This is a genomic window from Paenibacillus campinasensis (assembly GCF_002272015.1).
Classification (GTDB): domain Bacteria; phylum Bacillota; class Bacilli; order Paenibacillales; family Paenibacillaceae; genus Paenibacillus_AQ; species Paenibacillus_AQ campinasensis.
Map to the genome: position 1 here is coordinate 23,056 of NZ_NPBY01000059.1, position 24,117 is coordinate 47,172.

The 24,117-nt window shown below is 48.1% G+C and carries 25 protein-coding genes and 1 tRNA gene; 23 read left to right on the plus strand and 3 right to left on the minus strand.

The window, feature by feature from the left end; genetic code table 11:
* Window positions 1–123: 123 nt before the first annotated feature.
* Window positions 124–1,023 (minus strand): phosphogluconate dehydrogenase (NAD(+)-dependent, decarboxylating), encoded by a 900-nt coding sequence (gnd, locus tag CHH67_RS18300; RefSeq protein WP_095266649.1) that lies wholly within the window; start codon window positions 1,021–1,023, stop codon window positions 124–126.
* 382 nt (window positions 1,024–1,405) lie between these two features.
* On the opposite strand from gnd, the gene rpmH reads away from it, so the two are divergent.
* The 12 genes from rpmH (at window position 1,406) to CHH67_RS18360 (ending at window position 13,680) form a co-directional block, all read left to right on the plus strand.
* Window positions 1,406–1,540: a 50S ribosomal protein L34 gene (gene rpmH / locus CHH67_RS18305; protein WP_095266650.1), complete on the plus strand. Its 135-nt coding sequence runs from the start codon at window positions 1,406–1,408 to the stop codon at window positions 1,538–1,540.
* 235 nt (window positions 1,541–1,775) lie between these two features.
* On the plus strand, window positions 1,776–2,126 hold the full coding sequence (gene rnpA / locus CHH67_RS18310) for a ribonuclease P protein component (RefSeq protein WP_095266651.1): 351 nt from the start codon (window positions 1,776–1,778) through the stop codon (window positions 2,124–2,126).
* Between the two features lie 77 nt (window positions 2,127–2,203).
* Window positions 2,204–3,070, plus strand: a complete 867-nt coding sequence (locus CHH67_RS18315; protein ID WP_095266652.1) for a YidC/Oxa1 family membrane protein insertase — start codon at window positions 2,204–2,206, stop codon at window positions 3,068–3,070.
* Complete coding sequence (gene jag, locus CHH67_RS18320) at window positions 3,067–3,849, plus strand: RNA-binding cell elongation regulator Jag/EloR (RefSeq protein WP_095266653.1); 783 nt, start codon at window positions 3,067–3,069, stop codon at window positions 3,847–3,849. The genes CHH67_RS18315 and jag overlap by 4 nt, the downstream gene beginning before the upstream one ends.
* Window positions 3,850–4,010: 161 nt before the next feature.
* Complete coding sequence (gene mnmE / locus CHH67_RS18325) at window positions 4,011–5,387, plus strand: tRNA uridine-5-carboxymethylaminomethyl(34) synthesis GTPase MnmE (RefSeq protein WP_095266654.1); 1,377 nt, start codon at window positions 4,011–4,013, stop codon at window positions 5,385–5,387.
* Window positions 5,388–5,564: 177 nt separating this feature from the next.
* Window positions 5,565–7,451: a tRNA uridine-5-carboxymethylaminomethyl(34) synthesis enzyme MnmG gene (mnmG, locus tag CHH67_RS18330; protein ID WP_095266655.1), complete on the plus strand. Its 1,887-nt coding sequence runs from the start codon at window positions 5,565–5,567 to the stop codon at window positions 7,449–7,451.
* Window positions 7,452–7,454: 3 nt separating this feature from the next.
* A complete protein-coding gene (gene rsmG, locus CHH67_RS18335) occupies window positions 7,455–8,177 on the plus strand; it encodes a 16S rRNA (guanine(527)-N(7))-methyltransferase RsmG (RefSeq protein WP_095266656.1) in 723 nt (240 codons plus the stop codon).
* A 778-nt stretch (window positions 8,178–8,955) separates the two neighbouring features.
* Window positions 8,956–9,774: a nucleoid occlusion protein gene (gene noc, locus CHH67_RS18340; protein WP_095266657.1), complete on the plus strand. Its 819-nt coding sequence runs from the start codon at window positions 8,956–8,958 to the stop codon at window positions 9,772–9,774.
* A 344-nt stretch (window positions 9,775–10,118) separates the two neighbouring features.
* On the plus strand, window positions 10,119–10,880 hold the full coding sequence (locus tag CHH67_RS18345; RefSeq protein ID WP_095266658.1) for a ParA family protein: 762 nt from the start codon (window positions 10,119–10,121) through the stop codon (window positions 10,878–10,880).
* Window positions 10,873–11,712 carry a ParB/RepB/Spo0J family partition protein gene (locus CHH67_RS18350; protein WP_095266659.1) on the plus strand — a complete coding sequence of 280 codons (840 nt, stop codon included), beginning with the start codon at window positions 10,873–10,875 and terminating at the stop codon, window positions 11,710–11,712. The genes CHH67_RS18345 and CHH67_RS18350 overlap by 8 nt, the downstream gene beginning before the upstream one ends.
* A gap of 280 nt (window positions 11,713–11,992) precedes the next feature.
* Window positions 11,993–13,141 carry an aminotransferase class V-fold PLP-dependent enzyme gene (locus tag CHH67_RS18355; protein ID WP_095266660.1) on the plus strand — a complete coding sequence of 383 codons (1,149 nt, stop codon included), beginning with the start codon at window positions 11,993–11,995 and terminating at the stop codon, window positions 13,139–13,141.
* Between the two features lie 38 nt (window positions 13,142–13,179).
* Complete coding sequence (locus CHH67_RS18360) at window positions 13,180–13,680, plus strand: DUF4446 family protein (RefSeq protein WP_095266740.1); 501 nt, start codon at window positions 13,180–13,182, stop codon at window positions 13,678–13,680.
* Here CHH67_RS18360 and yyaC read toward each other — a convergent pair.
* Window positions 13,655–14,260 (minus strand): spore protease YyaC, encoded by a 606-nt coding sequence (gene yyaC, locus CHH67_RS18365; protein ID WP_095266661.1) that lies wholly within the window; start codon window positions 14,258–14,260, stop codon window positions 13,655–13,657. The genes CHH67_RS18360 and yyaC overlap by 26 nt on opposite strands.
* Before the next feature lie 239 nt (window positions 14,261–14,499).
* On the opposite strand from yyaC, the gene CHH67_RS18370 reads away from it, so the two are divergent.
* From CHH67_RS18370 to CHH67_RS18385, 4 genes are all read left to right on the plus strand, one after another.
* Entirely contained in the window at window positions 14,500–14,742 is a 243-nt protein-coding gene (locus CHH67_RS18370; RefSeq protein WP_155618994.1) for a putative Se/S carrier protein, read from the plus strand.
* Window positions 14,743–14,753: 11 nt separating this feature from the next.
* On the plus strand, window positions 14,754–15,644 hold the full coding sequence (locus CHH67_RS18375; RefSeq protein ID WP_413773639.1) for a mechanosensitive ion channel family protein: 891 nt from the start codon (window positions 14,754–14,756) through the stop codon (window positions 15,642–15,644).
* An 81-nt stretch (window positions 15,645–15,725) separates the two neighbouring features.
* Entirely contained in the window at window positions 15,726–15,944 is a 219-nt protein-coding gene (locus tag CHH67_RS18380) for a DUF951 domain-containing protein (protein WP_095266663.1), read from the plus strand.
* 144 nt (window positions 15,945–16,088) lie between these two features.
* Window positions 16,089–16,176 (plus strand) — tRNA-Ser (locus tag CHH67_RS18385).
* A 532-nt stretch (window positions 16,177–16,708) separates the two neighbouring features.
* Here the strand turns inward: CHH67_RS18385 and CHH67_RS18390 are convergent.
* The gene (locus CHH67_RS18390; RefSeq protein ID WP_095266664.1) at window positions 16,709–16,903 is read right to left on the minus strand and encodes a YjzC family protein; all 195 of its coding nucleotides are present in this window, start codon (window positions 16,901–16,903) and stop codon (window positions 16,709–16,711) included.
* A 194-nt stretch (window positions 16,904–17,097) separates the two neighbouring features.
* Between CHH67_RS18390 and rpsF the strand changes: the two genes are divergently transcribed.
* From rpsF to opp4C, 7 genes are all read left to right on the plus strand, one after another.
* Entirely contained in the window at window positions 17,098–17,382 is a 285-nt protein-coding gene (rpsF, locus tag CHH67_RS18395) for a 30S ribosomal protein S6 (RefSeq protein ID WP_095266665.1), read from the plus strand.
* A 52-nt stretch (window positions 17,383–17,434) separates the two neighbouring features.
* Complete coding sequence (gene ssb / locus CHH67_RS18400) at window positions 17,435–17,917, plus strand: single-stranded DNA-binding protein (protein WP_095266666.1); 483 nt, start codon at window positions 17,435–17,437, stop codon at window positions 17,915–17,917.
* A 21-nt stretch (window positions 17,918–17,938) separates the two neighbouring features.
* Window positions 17,939–18,211, plus strand: coding sequence for a 30S ribosomal protein S18 (gene rpsR, locus CHH67_RS18405; protein ID WP_006207333.1), 273 nt, complete (start codon window positions 17,939–17,941; stop codon window positions 18,209–18,211).
* A gap of 739 nt (window positions 18,212–18,950) precedes the next feature.
* Window positions 18,951–19,625: an SOS response-associated peptidase gene (locus CHH67_RS18410; RefSeq protein ID WP_095266667.1), complete on the plus strand. Its 675-nt coding sequence runs from the start codon at window positions 18,951–18,953 to the stop codon at window positions 19,623–19,625.
* 763 nt (window positions 19,626–20,388) lie between these two features.
* The gene (locus CHH67_RS18415) at window positions 20,389–22,149 is read left to right on the plus strand and encodes an ABC transporter substrate-binding protein (protein WP_095266668.1); all 1,761 of its coding nucleotides are present in this window, start codon (window positions 20,389–20,391) and stop codon (window positions 22,147–22,149) included.
* A 66-nt stretch (window positions 22,150–22,215) separates the two neighbouring features.
* Entirely contained in the window at window positions 22,216–23,178 is a 963-nt protein-coding gene (locus tag CHH67_RS18420; protein ID WP_095266669.1) for an ABC transporter permease, read from the plus strand.
* A gap of 12 nt (window positions 23,179–23,190) precedes the next feature.
* Window positions 23,191–24,114, plus strand: a complete 924-nt coding sequence (gene opp4C, locus CHH67_RS18425) for an oligopeptide ABC transporter permease (RefSeq protein ID WP_095266670.1) — start codon at window positions 23,191–23,193, stop codon at window positions 24,112–24,114.
* The last annotated feature ends 3 nt before the right edge of the window (window positions 24,115–24,117 follow it).

The following is a 24,117-nucleotide window of genomic DNA, read 5'->3' on the forward strand; positions in this document are numbered from 1 at the left end:
CCCTATCCGAGTATGTAATCTCATGATACTAAGTTGATAATGATTGTAACATACGGGATGTCTTGGTTCCATCAGCAAAGTGCCGCTGTGTCAGGCCTCAGAGCCGGTCATGCCAGGGAGAATTTACTCCGACTTTTCCACAGCATGGCCGCCGAATTCGTTGCGGAGCGCCGCAACTACCTTACCATGGAACGTATCGTCTTCCAGAGAGCGGTAGCGCATGAACAGCGACATCGCGATGACTGGGGCATTGGCCTGCAGATCAAGCGCCGTTTCGACGGTCCATTTTCCTTCGCCGGACGATTTCATGACCCCTTTGATGCTGTCCAGCTTCGGATCCTTGGAGAAAGCATTTTGCATCAGCTCCATCAGCCAGCCGCGAATAACGGAACCATTGGACCAGACGCGGGCCACATCCTCATAGCTATAATTGAACGCGCTTTTCTCCAGCACTTCGAAACCCTCAGCAATCGATTGCATCATGCCGTATTCAATACCGTTATGAACCATCTTCAGAAAATGTCCGCTGCCGATATCTCCGGCGTACAGGTATCCGTTCTCCACAGCCATGTCTTGAAATAGAGGCTCAATGCTGGCGAATACTTCGCGATTGCCGCCGATCATGAAGCAGCCGCCATGCTGGGCGCCTTCCATCCCGCCGGAGGTGCCTACATCAAAGTAATGGATGTCTTGCTCGGCCAGCCGTGCTGCGCGTGCAATCGAATCTTTATAGTGCGAGTTTCCGCCGTCGATGAGCATATCTCCTGGCTGAAGAAGCGGGGAGAGGGAATCAATAACCGAGTCCACAACGGCGCCGGCAGGCACCATCATCCATATGATGCGCGGGCTCTCCAGTCTGACTGTCATTTCTTCCAAAGCGTGCACCCCTTCAGCACCAAAGCCCGCTGCCAATTGGACTGAATCGGCGTTCAGGTCATAAGCGACCACTTGATGTTGATGATGCCGTAAATTTTGCACCAGATTAAGCCCCATTTTGCCGAGGCCGATCATCCCTATTTTCATATAAGTACAGCTCCTTTTAACAATGTATACTTGTATACAAGTATAATACCAATTATCATACTACTCTTAAATAAGTCATCTGTAAATAAGGGTCGTTCCGTCCGTGTCGTTTCATTAGGTTATCCCCATGTGGATAAATGCACTCCAAGTAAAAAAGAGTAGTTGTGGAAAACTTATACGGGGGCAAACGTGGAAGTTTGGTTTGACTTTTGGGCCAGGACGTGATTAAATGTATAAAGGCATTTTCTGTGAAGATGTAAATGATGTTCGAACATTGAAGATAGGACAGTACTTGAATCTGTCTATCAAAATGCGTCGCAAACCGGCGTTTATTTTTTGAATATGGCAAGTCAAAGATTTCTGTAAGGGGGTGCATTAAATCATGAGACCGACTTTTAAACCGAACGTGAGCAAGCGCAAGAAAGTACACGGCTTCCGTCAAAGAATGAGCACAAAGAACGGACGTAAGGTATTGGCCAGACGCCGTCTTAAAGGAAGAAAAGTATTGAGCGCTTAATACTGTCGCCACGAAGACCACCGAGGTGGTCTTTTTTTCGTAATAGGCTCCGATTATGTGTGTCCAGCAGGTCATGTGCCCGGAGCTGTCGGCAGCATAAGCTATAAATGGACCGCATTCGTGTGACATCTTGCGTTTAACTTGCTTGGGCATGACTATACTATATTAATATAGGAAGAGATGCCGGATGCAATGAGTGTAAAGACATGGATTAACGGCAGGCAGGGAGATACTCGTGCATAGAAAACTTCGATTACGAAACCGCGCTGACTTTAGCCGGGTATATCGCCACGGAAAGTCTTTCGCCAATCATCAGTTTGTAGTGTATTGGTCACGCAAAAAAGAGGTAGAGCAGTTTCGGGTAGGCGTGTCGTGCAGCAAAAAGATCGGCAATGCCGTTGTGCGCAACCGGATGCGTCGTCTCGTCAAGGAGATCGTCCGGCGGCACAAGGATGAGATTGCTGAGCATACGGATCTGATCTTTATTGTGCGCAAAGGCGCACTGGACAAGTCCTACCGGGAACTGGAGAAAAGCGTGCTGCATGTGCTGCGCAAATCATCTCTTTTGAAGGCGAAGAAGGGCTAGTGGGTTGTGTTTATTTGTTCATATAAATATGTTATGATTTACCGTGGAATGGCAATGGCGAAGAGAGGGGTTATGAAGTGTCGCAAATGATGACAAGACGAGGAAAATGGTTCCTCCTCACCGCTGTATTACTTGCAGTGGCCGTGATTTCAGGCTGTGCGACTGGCGAAGAGCAGATGCGTACGATTGAAGACCTGAAGAACGGGGGCTTTTGGCAAAGTAACGTAGTTTATTACTTCACACTGGCGCTTGATACATTTGCTCAATGGTTTGACGGTGAATATGGATTATCCGTACTGGTGATGGTGTTGATCGTCCGTACGTTAATATTGCCGTTAACGCTGAAGCAGGTTCGAAGCTCCAAGGCAATGCAGGCGATTCAACCTGAAATTCAGAAGGTTCGTGAGAAGTATAAGGATAATCCGGAAAAGATGCAGATGGAAACGATGAAGCTGTTCCAAGAGCACAAAGTCAACCCGATGGCTGGCTGTTTCCCGCTGCTGCTACAAATGCCGATATTTATCGCACTCTATCATTCGATTTACTATAACGGAGAATTGCGCGGCCATGAATTTTTGTGGATGCAGCTCGGACAGCCGGACAAGCTGTTCATCCTTCCGCTGCTCGCTGCAATAACGACGTATCTTCAGACCAAGATGATGATGAAGATGAATCCTTCGCCGCAGATGGGCATGATGCAGTTCATGCTGTTTGTGTACCCGATTCTGATCTTTGTCATGTCCTTTCAATTTCCTTCAGCACTTCCGCTGTACTGGTTCTACAGCAACCTGTATACGATCGTGCAGAACTACTTCTTGTACCGCAACAATGACACGGCCGCTGTTCAGGCTAACGTAGCCGCTAGCACTAGCGCGAGTCAAGGTCAGAGAAAAGGAAACAAAAGTAGGAAAAAAGGTTCGAAAGGAGCCAAGAAGTCGAAATGAGCAAGATCGTCGCAACAGGAAAAACCATTGAAGATGCTGTCGCACAAGGGCTTGCCAAGTGGGGCGTAAGTCGGGACCGCGTGTCGGTTCAAGTATTGAGTCAGCCGTCAAGAGGATTCCTGGGCCTGTTCGGGGTCAAGGAAGCGAAAGTGGAACTTGAGCTCCTGCCTGAACGAGCTGGCGGCGAATTGCAATCTGAGACTCCGCTCGCGAAGCAGGAGGTATCGATCAAAGCAAACCAGACGGAAACGGCAGCGACCGTATCCATGCCGGCTGAAGAAGCTGTCGAATCGACGCCTGCGGACGTGAATTCCACTGGCCATGAAGGCAAAGACCCATATCACGAAGCGATTTCCTTTCTACAGGAAACCGGCCGTGCTATGGGGATTGAAGTAACGATTGAAATGGAGAAGGGTAAGGATTACACCACCCTTCATATATCAGGTTCAGGCCTGGGCTTGATGATTGGACGCCGGGGGCAGACGCTTGATGCGCTTCAATATTTAGCCAACATTGTGGCGAACCGGTATTCCGACAGCTATTTGCGCATTGTGCTGGACGCGGAGAATTTCCGCGAACGGCGCAAGAAGACGCTGGAGGATCTTGCCGACCGTCTGGCCGCACGCGTGCTGAAGACGCGCAAGGAGATCGTGCTCGAGCCGATGTCGGCGCCGGAGCGCAAGGTCATTCACGCCAGGCTTCAGGCCAAGGGCGGCGTGAAGACGTACAGCAAGGGCGATGAACCGAACCGGCGCGTTGTCATTACACCGAAGATGTAGCATTAGAGTTGAACAGAGCCGTATATCGTACAATGACTCCTTAGGATGACAGGGAGTCATTGTTTTTTAGAGATGGGATTTTGGATGATCCTGTGAATATAGAGAAACGTATAAGTTTCAAGCTTGCTTGCTTAGTGAAGGACAGAAAGAGGTGACAGGTTGTGTATAGTGATACAATTGCTGCGATTTCCACAGCGGTAGGTGAGGGTGGAATCGCGATCATTCGGGTTAGCGGACCGGATTCGATCAAGGAAGTTGAGAACATATTCAAGAGCAAGATCCGCTTAAGCGAAGCGGCTTCCCATACGGTGCATTACGGACATATCATCGACCCGAGAACGAAGGAAAACCTGGAGGAAGTGCTGGTGACGGTGATGCGGGCACCGCGTTCTTTTACAACAGAGGATGTAGTCGAAATCAGCGCCCATGGCGGGGTCATTTCGGTTAAGCGGGTAATGGACATTCTGCTTCAGCAGCAAGTGCGGCTTGCAGAGCCTGGGGAGTTCACCAAACGGGCCTTCTTGAATGGGCGGATTGACCTGTCGCAGGCTGAGGCTGTCATTGACCTCATTCGTTCGAAATCGGACCGAGCGTTCTCGGTGGCATTGAAGCAGGTCGAAGGCACCCTGTCCCGCAAAATTAAAGATCTCCGCCATACACTGGTGGAGACACTGGCCCACATAGAGGTTAACATCGATTATCCGGAACATGATGTGGAGTCCCTGACTGCTGACTTTATTAAGGAAAAAAGCCGGCTGGTTATGGATGAAATCGACAAGCTGCTGAAGACGGCGGAGGAAGGCAAAATTCTGCGCGAAGGGATCACCACCGCGATTGTCGGGCGTCCGAACGTCGGCAAATCGTCGCTGCTCAACACGCTTGCCCATGATAACAAGGCGATTGTGACCGATATTCCAGGGACAACCCGGGATGTTATTGAGGAATTTGTCACAATTAACAATATCCCGTTGAAGCTGCTCGACACGGCCGGAATCCGGGAAACGATGGACGTAGTTGAGCAGATTGGGGTAGAGCGCTCGAAGCATGCGGTCAATGAAGCGGATCTGATTCTGCTGGTGCTGAACGCCAGTGAGCCGCTGCATCCGGATGAACTGGAATTGATGGAACAAATACGCGGTAGACAATGCATTGTGATTATGAATAAAATGGACTTACCGACACAATTGGATATGGAGATTCTGCATCGATATTATCCACCTGAACTGATCGTTCCGATGTCTGTTATAGCACAGGAAGGCATTGATAAGTTGGAGGAGGCCATCTCGAATCTGTTCTTCAGCGGACGGATTGAGGGCGGAGATTTGACCTATGTCAGCAATGTGCGGCATATTGCTCTTTTGAAGAAAGCGAAGGCGTCGCTTGAAGATGCTTATGAAGCTGCAGAGCAGCTTATACCGATTGATATGATCCAGATCGATGTTCGTCTGGCTTGGGAGCAGCTGGGTGAGATTCTGGGCGAGGCGGTCGGCGATTCGCTCATTGACCAGATTTTCTCACAATTCTGCCTGGGCAAATAAGGCGTGCATAATATCTGTACTTGCCGTTGTTGTCGATTCGTAGCTAAGGTTGTCAATTAGGCGGCACTTCCCGGCAGGCTCGCCTGAGAAGCGGGTCTGCCTTGGAGTGTTTGCCTTCAGGATATAGATCGTTCGTCTCTATATATTCACAAATATGAACAACAAGGAGGGTTTGCCATGAGTTACATGGGAGGCACCTATGACGTGATCGTTGTTGGTGCGGGTCATGCCGGCTGTGAGGCTGCACTTGCAGCAGCTCGGATGGGGTCGGAGACATTGATGATTACGATTAACCTGGATATGGTTGCTTTTATGCCTTGTAACCCGTCCATCGGAGGACCTGCCAAAGGTCATGTGGTGCGCGAAATTGATGCACTGGGCGGGGAAATGGGCCGCAATATCGATAAAACCTTCATTCAAATGCGGATGCTGAATACAGGGAAGGGGCCTGCGGTTCACGCGCTGCGTGCCCAAGCTGACAAATTCCAGTATCAGCACACGATGAAGGAAACGCTGGAGAAGGAAGAGAAGCTGACGCTGCGTCAAGGCATGGTCGATCAGTTGATCGTCGAGGACGGCGTCTGTGTTGGGGTTGTGACGCAGACGGGCACGGAATACCGGGCGAAAGCGGTTGTGCTCACAACAGGCACCTATCTGCGTGGAAAAGTGATCATGGGCGAGCTGATGTACGAGAGCGGACCGAACAATCAGCAGCCGTCGGTGAAGCTGGCGGAGAATCTGCGTGAGCTTGGATTTGATCTCGTCCGCTTCAAAACCGGCACACCTCCGCGTGTGCATAAGGACACGATTGATTTTTCGAAGACGGAAATTCAGCCTGGGGATGAAAAGCCGAAATTCTTCTCGTATGAGACGAAGTCCTCGGATAATGAACAGCTGCCATGCTGGCTGACGTATACGTCTGTGGATACACATCAAATTATTAACGATAATCTCCATCGCGCACCGATGTTCTCGGGGGTAATTGAAGGCACCGGTCCTCGCTATTGCCCGTCGATTGAGGATAAAATTGTTCGTTTCGCAGATAAGCCAAAACATCAAATATTCCTGGAGCCAGAAGGCAAAAATACAAAGGAATATTATGTGCAAGGCCTTTCCACCAGTCTGCCAGAGGATGTGCAGCTGGCGGTGCTGCGCTCCATTCCTGGAATGGAGAAAGTGGAAATGATGCGCAACGGCTATGCCATTGAGTATGATGCAATTGTTCCAACCCAGCTGTGGCCTTCGCTGGAGACCAAGAAATTGCCTGGCCTGTTCACGGCGGGGCAAATTAACGGAACCTCCGGTTATGAGGAAGCAGCAGGGCAAGGGATCATGGCTGGCATTAATGCGGCACGCAAAGTGCAAGGCAAAGAGCCGGTCATTCTGGATCGTTCGCAGGGCTATATCGGCGTATTGATTGATGATCTGGTTACAAAGGGCACGAATGAGCCTTATCGCTTGCTGACCTCGCGTGCGGAATATCGCCTGTTGCTTCGCCATGACAATGCCGATCTGCGCCTGACCGAAATCGGTCATGAGATCGGCCTGATCTCGGAAGAGCGCTATGCGCAGTTCCTTCGTAAGAAAGAGCTGGTCGAGCAAGAGATCGAACGTCTGCGTCAAGCGAAGGTGAAGCCGGTTGAGGTGAACCCGATGCTGGAGGCTGCCGGTTCGGCCCCTATCCAGGATGGAAGCACGCTGCTGACGATTCTGCGCCGTCCGGAAGTGACGTTTGCCATGATTGAGCAATTGTCGCCATCTCCGTTTGATCTGGATGAAGAAATGAAGGAGCAAGTGGAGATCCAAATCAAATATGCCGGTTATATTGAGAAACAGCTTGGGCATGTGGAACGTCTGCAAAAAATGGAGAAGAAACGGATTCCGGAGGATATCAACTATGATGATGTTCATGGTCTGGCGATGGAAGCACGGCAGAAGCTGAACAGAATCCGTCCGATTTCCATCGGGCAGGCGTCTCGGATCAGCGGCGTTACACCAGCTGACATTTCGATACTTCTGGTGTACCTGGAGCATTACAACCGGGTGACCGCGGCGAAAGGATAAGGTATGGACGTGATTCAGAAGGATTTTGCAGAACGGCTGCAGGAGCATGGTATTCATGTCGATCAGAAGCAGCTGGATCAGTTTGAGACGTATTACGAGACGCTGGTAGAGTGGAATGAAAAAATGAACCTGACAGGTATTACCGAGCGGGATCAGGTGTATACGAAGCATTTTTATGATTCAGTGACACTTGCGTTTTATGTAGATATGTCGCAGGTCGGCACCTTGGCTGATATTGGCTCCGGCGCTGGCTTCCCGGGCATTCCGCTTAAGATCTGCTTTCCACATATCAAGCTGACGATTGTAGATTCGCTGAACAAGCGGATTAATTTCCTCAAGTTTGTGGTGGATACGCTTGGCCTATCGGATGTGGAGCTAATTCATGGCCGGGCGGAGGAAGTTGCCCGCAAGCGCGAATACCGTGATCATTTCGATCTGGTGACGGCAAGAGCGGTTGCCCGGATGGCGCTGCTGAATGAATTTTGTCTTCCATTCACGAAGGTAGGCGGCCAATTCGCTGCCATGAAAGGGAGCAATCCGGCTGAGGAAATTGAAGAGTCGAAGCGCAGCTTGAAAGAGCTGCGGGGGAGACTTGATCAGGTTCATTCGTTCTCATTGCCGATTGAGCAGTCTGATCGTCATATCGTCGTAGTCGACAAGGTGGGAAGTACGCCAGGCAAATATCCACGCAAGCCGGGGATGGCGGCTAAGTCGCCTCTGGTGTAGAACACATTGGTGCAGCAATAGGATGCCGGTGGAGTGAAATGGGCAAGGTGGGTGGCATGCTAACATCATTATTTGTTGGGTGAAAATGCGACCTGGTTCATTTTTCTTCTATTATATAGGTGGTAAGAGCAACAATGTGATCGATAGAACTTACCAGATGATTCGATACGGTGGAGAGGGGATGTTTCACGTGGAACATTCCCTCTCCTTTTCTATGGAAACTTGAGGCAATTATATTCTGTACTTGTTATGAAGAGTAGGGACACGAAAATCGAGCAAAAAAGGTTAATTTGAAGAATAGAGTTATAGAACAAAAAGTGGTAGAATAGAGACAAGCATACTGTAAGAGTCCGGTTTATTTACCGGCTTTTTAGAGAACAACGCCTTGTCATGTATTTGCACAGTAGACAAACTGCATGTGAAGGTTGTTTTTCTTGTGGTATCAGATCGTGATCCAGCTGTATGCATTCATTTTCTGATATCTCGATCAGGTTATAAGACCATCCACATCATGATTGATCCTATTCTCTATCGTGTCGACAGCGACGATGACAGATGAACGCAGGGTTAATGTGAAGGAGTTAGTTTTTGCAGGGATATGCCTGGCTGCTTTCGTTGTACATACAAGCTGCCCTGAATACGGTGGATTCTGTATTCTGCCGTTCAAGAGAGAGAGTGGGCGGGCGACAGCATCCATGCTGATCTGAGTGTTCTCAGATCGGGAACCCAAGCCGGGACATGATCCATGCTATCATGAAATTAGGTGGTAATATACGGAATGAAAGAACAATTTTCGAAGTTGTTTGGATTGGCGGCGGAACGAAATCAGGGAGATGAAGTAAAGCATATTCCGGTACATGAGGTCGTCAGCAGCCCTTATCAACCACGGACCATATTTGATGATGACAAAATCGATGAGCTGCTGCAAACGATCAAGACACATGGTGTGATTCAGCCGATTGTGGTCAGGGTTCGCAATGGCGGCTACGAGATTATCGCCGGGGAGCGCCGCTGGCGAGCTGTCAAGAAGCTGGGACTCGATACGATTCCGGCTATCATTCGTGAGTTTAATGATTCGCAGGCGGCTTCGATTGCACTCATTGAGAACTTGCAGCGTGAAGGACTGACATCGATTGAAGAGGCTGTCGCTTATCAGAAGTTAATTGATCTGCATCAATTGACTCAGGAGAGTCTGGCACAGCGGCTTGGCAAGAGCCAGTCCACGATTGCGAACAAGATCCGGTTGCTGCAGCTGCCGGAACAAGTGAAGACAGCGCTCATGGAACGGAAAATTACGGAGCGTCATGCTCGTGCATTGCTGTCCCTGGATAATGAGGAGACCCAGCTCAAAGTGCTGGATGAGATTATTGCCAAGGAACTAAATGTGAAGCAGACGGAAGCGCGGATTGCCTTCTATAAAGAAGTCTCCACCGTGAAAAAATCTAAACGCATCTCTTACAGTAAGGACGTTCGTCTTGCACTGAATACGATCCGTCAATCCATTGACATGGTATCGGGCTCGGGGATGGCTATCAAGACAACCGAGAACGACCATGAGGATCATTACGAGATTGTGATTAAAATACCTAAACGATAAGATTAAGCGTGAAAGCGGTATTCTTCGTGCCGCTTTTTCTTTTGATCAGGAATACGGGATTGTTCCTGGATCGGTCGAGGCTGCTTACTGACGGGTATCTATTGGGGCAGAGGGGACTTATGGCCATGTGTTTAGGCGGATTCAAGAACGCTGCGCCTCATACCAAGGTAGGGTAGCCATAACGGTGAACGGAACATTTATATTTGTGAGGCCCCAGCGGCTGACTGTGGATTTGTTAGCATAATCTACCTCGATAGAGGTTTTCTTTTATTTATATTCAGACTGACTGAATGAACATCATTGCGTCATACTTACTAGAGTCTACCTACATTGAGGTGAAATGAGTGTCAAAAATTATTGCCATAGCAAATCAAAAAGGCGGTGTCGGCAAAACGACGACGTCCGTCAATCTGGGGGCTGGACTGGCTTCGCTAGGCAAACGGGTGCTGCTCGTGGATATCGATCCTCAGGGCAATACAACGAGCGGGGTAGGGATCAATAAAGCCGATGTCTCGAACTGTATATATGATGTCATTATCAATGAAGTGCATCCGAAGGATGCAATTTGTGGAACCGTCGTTGAAGGCCTGGACATCATTCCGGCTACGATTCAGCTGGCAGGGGCGGAGATTGAACTTGTACCAACCATCTCTCGCGAAGTTCGCTTGAAGAAATCACTCCAGCTCATTAAGTCATCCTATGATTACATTTTGATTGATTGCCCGCCTTCACTTGGAATCCTAACGATTAATTCCTTGACGGCTGCAGATTCGGTCATCATTCCAATCCAGTGTGAATATTACGCGCTGGAGGGACTCAGTCAGCTGCTGAATACGGTCCGCCTGGTTCAGAAGCACCTGAACACTTCGCTTAAGATTGAAGGTGTTCTGCTCACAATGCTGGATGCAAGAACGAATCTTGGCATTCAAGTAATCGAAGAAGTGAAGAAGTATTTTCAGGAGAAAGTATATAAGACCATCATCCCTAGAAATGTTCGGTTAAGTGAAGCACCGTCCCACGGACAGTCGATCATCACCTATGATCCGCGTTCTAAGGGTGCGGAAGTATACTTGGAGCTGGCAAAGGAAGTGATCTCTTATGAGTAAACGATTGGGAAAAGGATTGGATGCACTTATTCCTTCTTTGTCGATTAACGAGGATGACAAGGTCGTGGAAATTCCGCTAAGTCAATTGCGTGCGAACCCGTATCAGCCTCGTAAAAATTTTAACGAGGAAGCCATTCAGGAGTTAGCGGAGTCCATTCGTCAGCATGGTGTCATTCAGCCGATTATCGTGCGCAGCGTTCTGAAGGGCTATGAGATTATTGCCGGGGAACGTCGTTTCAGAGCATCTCAATATTGCGGTAAAGCTACGATTCCAGCGGTTGTTCGTTCTTTCAGCGACCAGCAAGTCATGGAAATCGCTCTGATCGAAAACTTGCAGCGTGAAAATCTGAATGCCATTGAAATCGCTGTTGCGTATCAAGGACTGATGGAACAATTTTCCTTGACCCAGGAAGAGCTGTCGCTGAAGGTAGGGAAGTCGCGTTCACATATCGCTAACTTTTTAAGGTTGCTGTCATTGCCGGAGGAAGTCAAAGAAAATGTTTCACGTGGAACATTGTCCATGGGACATGCCCGGGCAATTGTTGGCTTGAAGGACCCGGCACTTGTGAAACAATTGGCGAAGCAATGTGTGGAACAGGAGTGGAGCGTTCGCGAGCTTGAAGAAGCGGTGAAGAATCTGGATCGCAAGCCGGAAGAGAAGACGAAGGTCAAAACGAAGAAAAAAGATCCGTACATTGACCACCTGGAGGAAAGCCTGCGGGAACGATTCAAAACCACGGTCAAAATCAAGCACAACAAGGATAAAGGAAAAATTGAATTGAACTACTACAGCAAGCAGGATTTAGAACGGTTGTTGGAATTGCTGCAGTAGGTTGAGTATGAGGCGAGCTCGGATATCGAGTCCGGGTTCGTATGTTGGATGTCGAGTTCGTGTTCATAGGTGTGGAACTATAACGACCTATTGTGGTGATATAAGTGGGTCGAATAAGCTCGAAGGCAAAATGAAATGATGATATCGATGGAGTCACTGTTGCGTCACTGTGAATATTCATCAGCTATAGTGCTGTTTTATCATTATAAAATCAAAGACATGTCGGTAATTCCTGCGGGAAGGGTAAGGGATGTCTTTCTTAAACTGAGGGAGAGACGATATGGATACTATCGTTTATCTGGATCATGCAGCTACCTCGTGGCCCAAGCCGCCTGAGGTGATGGAGGCGATGAGGCTTGCGATGGAGGAGGCGGCAGCCAATCCGGGGCGAGGCAGTCACCGAATGGCTGTGAAGGCCTCCAGGGTTCTATATGAGACACGAAAGTCGTTGGCCCAGTTGTTCGGTGTGAACAACCCGAATGACATTGCACTGACTTCCAATACAACCGAAGCGTTGAATTTGGCGCTTAAAGGCTATTTACGGCAAGGAGATCATGTGATCGCGACGATGATCGAGCATAACTCGGTCCGGCGTCCGCTTGAATACTTGAGAAGGACGAGGGGAGTCGAGGTTGATTATATTCCGGTGGATGAAGAGGGTCACCTGGACATGAACCGGATGAAGGAAGCTTTTCGCCGTAATACGAGAATGGTCGTGTGCAGTCACAGCTCCAATCTGCTTGGCTCCATCCTTCCAGTGGCTGAGATTGGGGAACTCGCCAAACGTCATGGCGCTGTATTGCTTGTAGATGCAGCGCAAAGTGCAGGCATGCTGGATATCCGGGTGCAGGAGATGAATATTAGCCTGCTGGCCTTCCCGGGGCATAAAGGATTGCTTGGCCCGCAGGGGACAGGGGGGCTATACATCGCTCCGGATGTGGAGCTTGAGCCTTTGCTGCATGGCGGCACCGGAAGTCAGTCGGAATCGATAGACCAACCTTCAGTTCGGCCGGATCGTTATGAAGCGGGTACGCCGAATACGATAGGATATGCCGGATTACAGGCCGGGATAAAAAAAGTGCTGGAGTTGACGCCGTCTGCGATATATCATCATGAGTGGGAGCTTACGCAGTATGCGATGGAGGCGATGCTTCATCTTCGCGGCGTTCGTGTGCTCGGTCCCCGGTTAGGAGAGGCACGAACAGGCATCGTTGCTTTGACATCGGACAGGCTAGGGGCGTCGGAACTTGCGTTCCGTCTGGACCGGGAGTATGGTATCGCCGTGCGTTCCGGTTACCACTGTACTCCGCTCGGACATATGGCCGCTGGTACAGAACAGACCGGAGCGGTAAGAGCAAGTGTGGGCTACTCAACGACGAAAGAGGATGTGGATCGCCTGATCATGGCGATGTCGGAAATTCATGGCTGAAGAGACAGGTCAAGATGAAGAAGAGAAAGGAAGAAAGCATGGCAGAGTTGAATGAATTGATCATGGAGCAGCTGCATTGGTTTGTCGTCGTAATGGTCATGATCATCTTGATCTTATGGATTACAGTGATGGTTCAAGGCTTTAAGCTGAGGAAAATGAGACGTCGGTATGAGGCCATGATGGCCGGCAGCGGTGTGGAAGACCTGGAGTCGCTGCTTGTTAACTTGAAGATCCAGGTTGATCAGGCTGAAGAGAGTCAGAATCGGCATCAGACCATGCTGGAATCTATCACCAAAGAATTGAAAGGGATGAAATCGAAGGTTGGCATCATTCGCTATAATGCTTTTGGCGAGCGTGGCAACGATATGAGCTTCTCCCTGGCTATACTCAGTGAGCATGAGGATGGCGTTGTCTTAACCGGTTTGCATAACCGGGAGAGCTCTTATGTGTACGCGAAGCCTGTGGAAAAAGGGGAGTCCAAGTATCCGTTGTCTCCGGAGGAGAAAGAGGCTGTCAATCTTGCGCGGCAAGACGGATAGAGCGGCTCCACTCCTTAATCCCTGTAAAGACACAATCGGAAATGATTTCCGACAGACGCATGACCAAACTTAACCGTGTGTTCTGCAGCACGAAGTATTCCATAAAGCCGCCTACGTTGACAATTCCCGTAACATGGATGTCGCCGACAGGCGGTAATTCTTTATGTACACCTGCTCCTGGCTTCAGCGGGCCGTCAGAGATTTGAATGGAGCCTACGCTGGAGGATTGTCCAAGACATGCGTCAATGCCGATGATAAACGGATTATCAAATCTGGTATAAATAGAGTTCAAGGTGTCCTCAAGATTCATGGCATGGACCGGTTCATCCAGTGTGCCGTAAAGATGGAACATGGAAGTTTGATAGCGGGCGAGAGAGGTTCCAACCAGGGGGCCAAGACAATCTCCTGTTGACCGGTCCGTCCCGATGCACACAATGACCAGAGGGCGATGCTGAACGCCGGCTGCGGATAAATGAAGCAGCAAACGATGAATAAGGGCTGAATGGATTTCCGGATCGGTATGTGGTAATTTTAAACTTGAAGTCTCCGCGCGAGACGTTATCTTGGATAACCGGTTCATAGAATCTTCCTTTCATCTGCTTTTGGTAGTATCAGTATATGGATGAAAGATTGTTTTTATACTTTGGGAATTAAAATGAAATGAAAAGTCGATTCTTCCTGATCATAAGACGGAAGGAGAGACATACATAAGGCATTCTCATCCTGTATAATCAGGCTGATTGCTTCGGGTAGCGATGGCATGATTAGGGCATAGTGAAGAGGATGGAAACATGGAGGGATGACATAGTGGAAGGTGCGATGCTGATCGCTTTTGATTCCACTCAGCAGGCGCTGCGAGCAGAGATGCTGCTGGAGTATGCAGACATAGAGATTGACCTGTTTCCTACACCGAAAGAGATTACAGCAGGCTGCGCATTGTCGATTCAATTTCCGCCAGAGGCGTTAAATGATGTACAGGACATCATTGTTCATGAACAGGTGGAGATACGCGGCATTTTCAAACTGAATGAAGATCAGTTATATGTCGGTATCGACGAGTAGGAGGAGTAGACATGCGCCAGGGTATCGATTTATATATGTTGGCTAGCCTCGAGAGCGACCTTCGGGATGAGACCGACAAGTGGAAAACCATGGTGTGGAATTGGTTCACGAATGAGGCGATGTGGATGGACGTCCTGTTATCTGTCATCCGGGTGGTCCTCATCTTTCTGCTCACGCGCGTTGTAATTCGAATTGTGTGCAGGATGATAGACAACTTTATGGTGCGGCAGGAGAGAAGCCGGATACATGTCAATGCCAGACGTTTTGTCACTGTTGGGGAACTGCTCAAGAATGGAACGGCGATCGTCTGCAATTTTATAATGATTCTGATCATCCTGGCAGAGTTCAATTTCAAGCTGGGGCCGCTGCTGGCTGGAGCGGGTGTGCTTGGCCTGGCTATCGGGTTTGGCGCACAGAGCCTGGTGAAGGACGTGATCACCGGATTCTTCATTATATTCGAGGATCAATTTGCAGTCGGTGACGTGATCAAAATCGGGGAGTATCGAGGCACGGTAGAGATGATCGGACTGCGGACAACACGGGTGAAGGGCTTGAATGGAGAGACCTATATCATCCCCAATGGAATGATTACAAGTGTTACGAACTATTCCCTCTCCAATTCACTGGCTGTTGTGGATCTGCCGATGAAGAATGAGCAGCAGGTGAAAGACACCATCTCGATGATTCAGGAGGCGCTGCAAGGGCTTCAGGAACGCTGCCCTGAACTGCATAAGGAACCGGACATCCTCGGCATTCAAGCGCTCGGTACCGCAGAGTATACGATCCGGATTGTGGCCGAATGCAGCCCGAATGCCCGGGATCTCGTCGAGCGCCAAATCTATATGGAGCTTAAACAGGCATTGGAGGATCAACAGCGAGAAGAGTCTGCCTCTGATGCATAAGTTGGGCGTCACCGCGGCTGTATGTTATATAATAGAGATAGATAGAGATCATAGAAGTAGAATATAAAGGAGCTTGGAGCTATGGAGCGCAAGGTATTTCAATTGGGGGATATCGTTCAGATGAAAAAGCCGCATCCTTGCGGCAATAATGAAATGGAAATTATTAGGATGGGAATGGACATTCGTATCAAATGCACGAAATGCCAGCACAGTGTGCTGATCCCGCGCGCCAAATTTGAGAAGAATATGAAGAAGGTCATTCGCTCTGCCGCCAGCGCTGAGGGGGAAGGGGAGCAGTGAGAGCTACGCCTGACGCATAATAGGACTATGCATAAAGGAAAGTATAAATTTAAAATTAGCACAAAATCAGGATAAGTTTACACCACAATTCGAGACAAGCCTATTGACCTAATCAAGTCCTCATGGTATAATAAATCTTGCTGTGGAAAGGTACCCAAGAGGTCCAAGGGGGCTGACTCGAAATCAGCTAGGCGTCGCAAGGCGTGCGTGGGTTCGAATCCCACCCTTTCCGCATTCCCGTTAACATATTCGCTGAAGCGGTTTATGTACAACCTCATACATAGTTAGCGTGCTTTTGAATGATAATCAGCAGCTAACATCTTAGAGATTAGATACTCTTCACGATCAAGTGAAGGGTATTTTTTGATATTGTAGAGCACATAATTTGGGGTTGGAGCGTCTTCCTCCGCGAAGGTCTCGACCTCTGTACCTGAGCAGGAGAGGGCAGGAATTCTTCTCTATGCTCATATTCGGTTGCTGCAGATCAAAAAAAAGGAAGGACCCTTCTAGGTCCTTCCACTGGTTAGGCGGTGCTTGTGAATTGGAATTCTGGCATTCTACACGGAGTAGCAAACTACGGCAACTGCCTGGCTTTACCTAACGGAGAAGCTGCTGCTAGTTCCCTTGCGCTTGCATGAAGTGCAAAATCAGATATCCTATGCGTCGTTCAGCTGTTACGTTCAACGGAACCACACCTCTCTCATGCACCGCCTGATGTTATCATGTGCAATCGCTGGCTTTTTATGCGTGGTCATGGAACAGGTTTATTTTGGCTGGACCCGCCTCTTGTTGACCCATACCCGATCATCATTGGTGTTCTCGGGAAAGGTGTCTCCGCGTTTGAGCTTGATCTGCTGTGGATCCTCGATCCCCATCACGCGGTCACGTACGCCGGATTCGATGTATACGCCGTCATTGGGAGCTGTATCCCCGGCATGGAACTCGCTTTGTTCTCCCATATCCGTCACCATCCTTCTATATAGTTGTAGTGCATTAATTATCGTTCTCCAAAATCAATCGCTTCATGGCAGGGAAAGAGCGCCAGCACTTGCATCCGATCATCCGTTCTGCTATAGTATATTGGTGCGAGTTAGGCTCGCTCCTTGCTCTCAACATGGGATTGAGGGCCGAAGTCCATAAGGAGGTGAAAGATATGCGCAAATATGAAGTGATGTACATTATTCGTCCTGACATTGAACAAGAAGCTGTTCAAGCTGCAGTCGAAAAATTCCAAGGCATCATCTCCAACGGCGGAGAAATTACAAAGCATGATGTAATGGGTAAACGCCGTCTTGCGTATGAGATCAAGAAATTCCGTGATGGTGTTTATGTTCTGGTTAACTTCAGTGCAACTCCAGAAGTTGTAGCCGAACTTGAGCGCCTGATGAAAATTTCTGACGAAGTTATTCGTTATCTCATCACGAACGACGTTGCTTAATACGTGAAACGACCAGACTTTGTAATTGATTCGTTCTAGGGAGGGGATTGGATTGTTGAACCGCGTCATTTTAATTGGCCGACTGACTCGGGATCCCGAGCTGAGATATACTCCTTCAGGTGTTGCTGTCACACAATTCACACTGGCTGTAGATCGTCCGTTCACCGCACAAGGCGGAGAGCGTGAGGCGGATTTTATTCCAATCGTGACCTGGAGGCAGCTGGCGGAGACTTGCGCGAACTACTTGCGCAAAGGCCGTCTAACAGCTGTGGAAGGGCGCATTCAGGTGCGGAACTACGAGAACAACGAAGGTAAGCGTGTATACGTTACTGAAGTTATTGCGGACAATGTTCGTTTCTTGGAGTCCAACCGTGACAACAACGGAGGTGCTGCACCTCGTGAGGAATCACCATTCGGCGGCGGAAGCGGCGGTGGAAACCGCGGCAATAGCAGCGGTTATTCGCGCAACAATCAGGATCCTTTCTCCGACGAAGGAAAACCGATTGACATATCGGATGATGATTTGCCATTTTAATACGGAAAGGACTGACAAAGCATGGCTTTTAAACAAAGAGAAGGCGGAGACAACGACAAAAGACCGGCTCGCCGTGGCGGCCGCAACAAACGTCGTAAAGTATGTTTCTTCACTGTGAACAAAATTACTCACATTGACTATAAAGATACAGATCTGCTCAAGAAATTCATCAGCGAGCGCGGTAAAATCCTGCCTCGCCGTGTAACGGGCACAAGCGCGAAGTATCAACGCGCGCTGACGATTGCGATCAAACGCTCCCGTCAAATTGCATTGCTTCCATACACAACAGAATAATCTGTTGAGGGAATAAGCGGTCCAGCCGAACAAGGCGGGGCCGCTTTTTTATGTACTGTTTTGTTCCTTCCAGATAGGTGTAAGACTGCGTTTACGATTGCAGATCGAGCAGCTGCGCTGGAGCGGAACGGTTTCAAGATAAGAAGAGGTTACACTGTGTCCGCTGTCAGGACATTGTCTCCTGAGCGCGTACACTGAAAGAAGCAATATGTCATATTAATTGCAAGGTTGGAGTAACGCTTGAAAGTTTTAAAGCCCTGAAATAATGTCTTTTTATAATGGACAGTGTCTATTATAGAAAATACATATGCAATATAGGGAAATGGGGGTCATCTCCGTGCAAAGCCTGCTTAAACGGTTGAATCAAGCCATCCTTCGAAAAAATTCCTTCTATTATATATAGGCGAGTTTACAGCTCTCCTGAAAACTGAAATTTATTTATCTTAAATTACTTTCATTACATCGCCAACGGGGCTAAGAAATTAGGCAGGAAGCAAGGAGCGCTTCCGCCAGCAAGGACATGTCTTTTCAACATAAACATCGGTCCTATTACAAAGCGGTCTTCACTGAGAACGCGAAGCATACGTCCCCGTCGGGGAGCTTGCAGATGCGGACCAGTACACGGTGATGTCCACTCAGAGGAAACAAACGTACATGAGATGGTAGATGATAAATCTTGTATGGTCATGCATAATCCTCCTGCCCATTCCAAAGGCTAAAGGAAAAAGGAGGAATCCCCATGTGCAGACGTTACTCCTTGTCGGCAGGGCTCGACGAGGTCAGTGAACATTTTGGAATAAGCCGGGTCAAGTATTATTATAAAAGCCGTTACAACATCAGTCCGACACAGACGGTTCCGATAGTGCTGCAGGAGCAGGAGGAGCGGACGCTCGACGAATACCGCTGGGGGCTGGTGCCGTATTGGGGAAAAGATGCGGTCAATGCGAATTTGCACACCGTGCATCAGAACCCGACCTACCGGAAAGCGATAGACACAAGACGCTGTATCATTCCGTGTAACGGATTGTATTATTGGCGGACAGTAGGCAAGAAAAGCTATGCGGTTCGCACGGTCATCGGTGCCCAGGAGCTTTTTGGCATTGCGGGACTGTATGAGACCTGGCGGGACGCGCAGGGAAATGAGATGCGTACCTGTACGCTGCTGATGGCGGAAGCGAATGTGACCATTCGGGAATTTGATACGCGGATGCCGGCGATATTGACGAAGGATGATATTGATCACTGGCTTGACCCCGAGCGAAAGGGCATATACGCGATCGAGCCGTTGCTGCGCACTTATCATGGGCCTATGCGAGTATATCCGGTCACACCGCTCATTGCGGATGACAAGCATGACCATCAGCAGTGCATTGAGGAAATGGACTTGAAGCAAGCCTGGGTGAAACACGTCTAGTACGCGATCAAGCATGATCGAGCGACAGGGGTGGATCCGTGACATATGAAGCTCCGAACCATGCAAACGGGTAAGACGGGTAAGAGAACGAGAACGATCCGGCCTAAGGGCCGGATTTTTTATGTTGGATGGAATCTCGCAGCACATTGGGGTTATAATTTCTGCCACGGGTCACAACGGCCAATAATTCCGATTTTTCCGCTAGGTTAAAAGAACAGGTGGGCTTTTTACTAGGGTTGTCTAGGAATGAAGGGGCATCTTGCAATATTATATGTGTAATTATAAATGACATAAACATAACGTTAAAATCGCCATATATTAGAATTTGAGGTTTACTATTGACGGATTAAGGGGTTTTACGTAACATAAGTTTACATCGGTTGCATGCTGATTGCTGCAGTACAGTTAGAAAATGTTAAATGGAGGTTGATATTGTATACATTTTAAGTAAACTTAGGATTAACGATGCAGCAAACCAATTCATTAACCTCTTTTGGACCGCGAAAAACATGTTTTTTTTAAAAATTGCAAAAAAGTAATTGACGTTACCTAATTTTACACGTATCATAACATTAATTTTATAGGCACCAGGTTGCTAGAGACTTTGGCACTAATTGACCAATGGTATATTTTCTGTAAGTCTTTCACTATTTTCTCAACAAGATTCGACAGCTATGAACCCATTCCCGAAATTATTCAAGGATGATTTCAATATTCGTCCTGATAATTTATAGCATTATCATTATTTAGAAGGAGGATTAGCATGAAAAAGAAAATGTCGTTACTGCTTGTGATCATGCTCATGACGGTTACGTTCCTGGCAGCATGCTCCGGCGGTGGTCAGACAGCAGAACAGCCAAGTCAAGGGGAGCAAACAGAACAAACTGAAGGCAACGGCGAAAACACAGAAACGCCGGCAGCTGAAGAAGGAGTTGAAAGCGAAGGTTATTTCGAAGCTCAGGATCCTTCTAAAAACCCGCAAACCGCCCTGTCTCGCACAGACACGCTGATTGTAGGTATGACAGCGCCAAAAGGGGTATTCAACCCGCTTTACTGGCAAACGGCTTATGACAGATATGTTGTAGACACTTTGTTTGATGCTTGGACCGTCTTGAACGATGACGGCACTTACTCGAATCGTCTGGCTGAGAGCATCGAAGTATCCGAAGATAAGTTGAAGTATACCTTCAAGCTGAAGAAAGGTGTCACTTACTCTGATGGTTCACCGGTAACAGTTAAGGATTTTGCGTTCGCGCTGAAGGTTCTTCATGATCCTAGCTATGACGGTCAGTCTGATATTTTCACTACCCACATTGTAGGCGGTCAAGATTATCATGATGGCAAAGCGGATGAGATCTCCGGTATTAACATCATCGACGATCATACGATCGAAATTACGGTTACAGAAGCTACAGCTATGACCAAGGATGACTTGGCGACCATACGTTTCATGCCTGAATCTTACTACGGCAAAGACTATAAATTTGGTGAACTCGGTTATATGACTGAACTGCATGACAAACCAATCGGCAGTGGTCAATACATCTTGAAAGATTTCAAACCAGGGCAAGAAGTAGTAATGGAAGCCAATCCTAATTACTTCCTGGGCGCACCAAAAATCAAAAACCTGATTTACAAAACAACAACCGAAGAAACCAGATTGGCTATGCTGCAATCCGGTGAAGTCGATGTTGACATGATTAGTGTGAATGAGGACAGTGTTGCAGAGGTTATGGGGATGGGCTTCATGGACCTTAATCTCTTCCGGACGAACGGTTATGGATATGTAGCAATGAACCATGAGAGCCCTAAATTCCAAGATAAGAAGGTTCGTCAAGCGCTTATGTATGGCTTGAATCGTTCCGAGATTGTAGAAATCATCTATGGTCCATATGCTAACGTATTGAATATTCCTCAGTCGAACTTGTCTTGGTCTTACTCTGACGAAGGTATTGAACCTTATGAATTTGATCAAGAAAAAGCGAAGCAGCTGCTTGATGAAGCTGGTTGGGTAGTTGGTGCTGACGGTATTCGCGAGAAGGACGGCGTGAAGTTTGAAATTGACTTCTCCGCAACGGCAGATAACCCTGTAATTGATGCCATGATTCCTATTATGACGAAGAACTACCAAGATCTCGGAATTACGGTTAAAGCTGAGATGCTGGATTTCAACGCCATCATGGATAAGAAGGACAGAGGCGACTTCGAAATGTTCTTCGCAGCTTGGGGCTTGACACCAGATCCGGATAGCACAGTATACAAAACAGATGGTCAGCAGAACGATCTTGGATACTCTAATCCAGAATACGATGCTGCTATGCAGGAAGGTCTGAAAGCATTTGACCTGGAAGAACGTAAGGTGGCATACGCTAAGTCCTACCAAATTCTGAATGAAGATGTTCCGGCTCTTCTCATCTACCAAAGACGTGACGGCTGGGCAATCAACAGCAGAATCAAAGGATTGGATATTACGCCATACAAAAACTTCACTCTTGAACTGTACAAAGTCGAGATTGAACAATAACAGCAGGAAATATATGCTCAGCTCGCAAGAGCTGGGCATATCCACTTATAAGCCGGGAGGAATATTATGAAGCAGTACATTATCCGGAGGCTGCTGCAGATCATTCCGACAATGATCGGAATTTCGATTCTTATATTTGCAATATCAGCAATGGTGCCTGGAGACTACATCACCGCAGTGAACAACCCGACGATGTCTGCTGAGAAGGCAGCGCAGCTTCGGGAAATTTATGGTTTAGATAAGCCGCCGGTTGAACGTTATTTCACCTGGGCAGGCAATATGTTAAAGGGTAATCTCGGAGATTCCCTTCAGCACAAAAAGCCAGTTACAACCGTGATGGGGAATTACGTCTGGAATTCCTTTTTCATTGCGTTCTTTTCTTTGATGTTTAGCTGGATTATTGCGATTTTTGCCGGCGTTTTCTCTGCGAAATTCCAATACTCCTTGTTAGACAAGCTGATTACGCTCTTTGTCTTCCTCTGTATGTCGCTGCCTTCTTTCTTTATAGGACTTTTGCTCATCAAGTTCTTTGCACTGGATCTGGGATGGTTCCCGGTGGGTGGCATGACGACGTCCGGAATGAACGGAAGTACATGGGAACAATTGATGGATATTGCTTGGCATATGATATTGCCAGTAACGGTTCTTACCATGCTTAGCACAGGCAGCCTGACTCGTTATTTCCGTACCAGCATGCTGGAGGTTATTCGTCAGGATTACATCCGGACAGCGCGTGCCAAAGGATTGAAGGAACGCACTGTTATATTCAAGCATGCGCTTCGTAATGCCCTGCTGCCAGCGATCACACTGATGGGCTTTGAATTGCCGGGACTGTTCGGCGGAGCTATCATTTTGGAGAAAATCTTCATTTGGCCAGGGGTTGGTCAGGTGTATCTGGAATCGATCAGTATGCGGGACTATCCGTTTATGCTCGGCTTCACGATCTTTATCTCTATCTTGACACTTGTCGGCAACTTGTTGTCTGATGTCTTGTATGGAGTCGCTGACCCAAGAATTCGCTTAAAGTAGGAGGAGATTCATTTGTCCGCAGAGACTGCACCGTTAGAGACGAATCTAACAGCTCCGAAAAGACAGCCGGATTCCCCGTGGAGAATGGCTATTCGCCGCTTTTCCAAAAATCGCCTTGCTGTCATCGGGCTGGTTATCATTGTTTTTATGTTTATGCTTTGCTTTATTGGGCCCTTATTTTCGCCTTATAATGTGCTTGATACCAATGTACAGGATAAAAACCTGCCGCCAAGCTCCAAGTATTGGCTCGGAACCGATAAGATGGGGCGCGATATTTTACTGCGTATGATGCTTGCAGGACGTATCTCCCTGACAGTCGGACTTGTGGCAATGGCTATTGCCGTTCTCATCGGATCGACGCTCGGCGCATTGGCCGGATTCTATCGCAGATGGGTAGACACACTCATCATGCGTATGGCGGATATTTTCATGGCATTGCCAACGCTTCCGATCCTGATTATTCTAGGTACCATATTGTCTGATTTGAAGGTTGATCCTAGTAGACGAATTTATTTTCTAATGGTGATCATTGGTGTATTGGGGTGGAGTAGTATCTCCCGTCTCGTACGCGGTCAAATATTGACGCTCCGTGAGCAGGAATTTATGCAAGCAACCGAGGCGCTGGGTCTTAGAGACCGCCGGAAGATCTTCCGGCATCTGCTGCCCAATACGATTCCGATTGTTATTGTTTCAGCAACCCTTTTTGTTGCCGGTGCGATCATATCAGAATCCGCACTGAGCTATCTCGGCATTGGTGTCGTGCCGCCAACGCCATCATGGGGAAATATGATTACTGCAGCGAACAACCTGATTGATTTCCGTAAAAGACCATGGTTATGGATTCCACCTGGCACATGTATTCTGGTTACCGTTGTGGCGATTAATCTGATCGGTGACGGACTTCGGGATGCCCTTGACCCGAAAATGAAGAAGTAGGAG

Bases quoted from the DNA above. Each gene is read 5' to 3' on its own strand.
- gnd (WP_095266649.1), bottom strand. From the start codon at position 1,023: ATGAAAATAGGGATGATCGGCCTCGGCAAAATGGGGCTTAATCTGGTG.
- rpmH (WP_095266650.1), top strand. From the start codon at position 1,406: ATGAGACCGACTTTTAAACCGAACGTGAGCAAGCGCAAGAAAGTACAC.
- jag (WP_095266653.1), top strand. From the start codon at position 3,067: ATGAGCAAGATCGTCGCAACAGGAAAAACCATTGAAGATGCTGTCGCA.
- mnmG (WP_095266655.1), top strand. From the start codon at position 5,565: ATGAGTTACATGGGAGGCACCTATGACGTGATCGTTGTTGGTGCGGGT.
- rsmG (WP_095266656.1), top strand. From the start codon at position 7,455: ATGGACGTGATTCAGAAGGATTTTGCAGAACGGCTGCAGGAGCATGGT.
- noc (WP_095266657.1), top strand. From the start codon at position 8,956: ATGAAAGAACAATTTTCGAAGTTGTTTGGATTGGCGGCGGAACGAAAT.
- CHH67_RS18350 (WP_095266659.1), top strand. From the start codon at position 10,873: ATGAGTAAACGATTGGGAAAAGGATTGGATGCACTTATTCCTTCTTTG.
- CHH67_RS18355 (WP_095266660.1), top strand. From the start codon at position 11,993: ATGGATACTATCGTTTATCTGGATCATGCAGCTACCTCGTGGCCCAAG.
- CHH67_RS18360 (WP_095266740.1), top strand. From the start codon at position 13,180: ATGGCAGAGTTGAATGAATTGATCATGGAGCAGCTGCATTGGTTTGTC.
- yyaC (WP_095266661.1), bottom strand. From the start codon at position 14,260: ATGAACCGGTTATCCAAGATAACGTCTCGCGCGGAGACTTCAAGTTTA.
- CHH67_RS18370 (WP_155618994.1), top strand. From the start codon at position 14,500: ATGCTGATCGCTTTTGATTCCACTCAGCAGGCGCTGCGAGCAGAGATG.
- CHH67_RS18375 (WP_413773639.1), top strand. From the start codon at position 14,754: ATGCGCCAGGGTATCGATTTATATATGTTGGCTAGCCTCGAGAGCGAC.
- CHH67_RS18380 (WP_095266663.1), top strand. From the start codon at position 15,726: ATGGAGCGCAAGGTATTTCAATTGGGGGATATCGTTCAGATGAAAAAG.
- CHH67_RS18390 (WP_095266664.1), bottom strand. From the start codon at position 16,903: ATGGGAGAACAAAGCGAGTTCCATGCCGGGGATACAGCTCCCAATGAC.
- rpsF (WP_095266665.1), top strand. From the start codon at position 17,098: ATGCGCAAATATGAAGTGATGTACATTATTCGTCCTGACATTGAACAA.
- rpsR (WP_006207333.1), top strand. From the start codon at position 17,939: ATGGCTTTTAAACAAAGAGAAGGCGGAGACAACGACAAAAGACCGGCT.
- CHH67_RS18410 (WP_095266667.1), top strand. From the start codon at position 18,951: ATGTGCAGACGTTACTCCTTGTCGGCAGGGCTCGACGAGGTCAGTGAA.
- CHH67_RS18415 (WP_095266668.1), top strand. From the start codon at position 20,389: ATGAAAAAGAAAATGTCGTTACTGCTTGTGATCATGCTCATGACGGTT.
- CHH67_RS18420 (WP_095266669.1), top strand. From the start codon at position 22,216: ATGAAGCAGTACATTATCCGGAGGCTGCTGCAGATCATTCCGACAATG.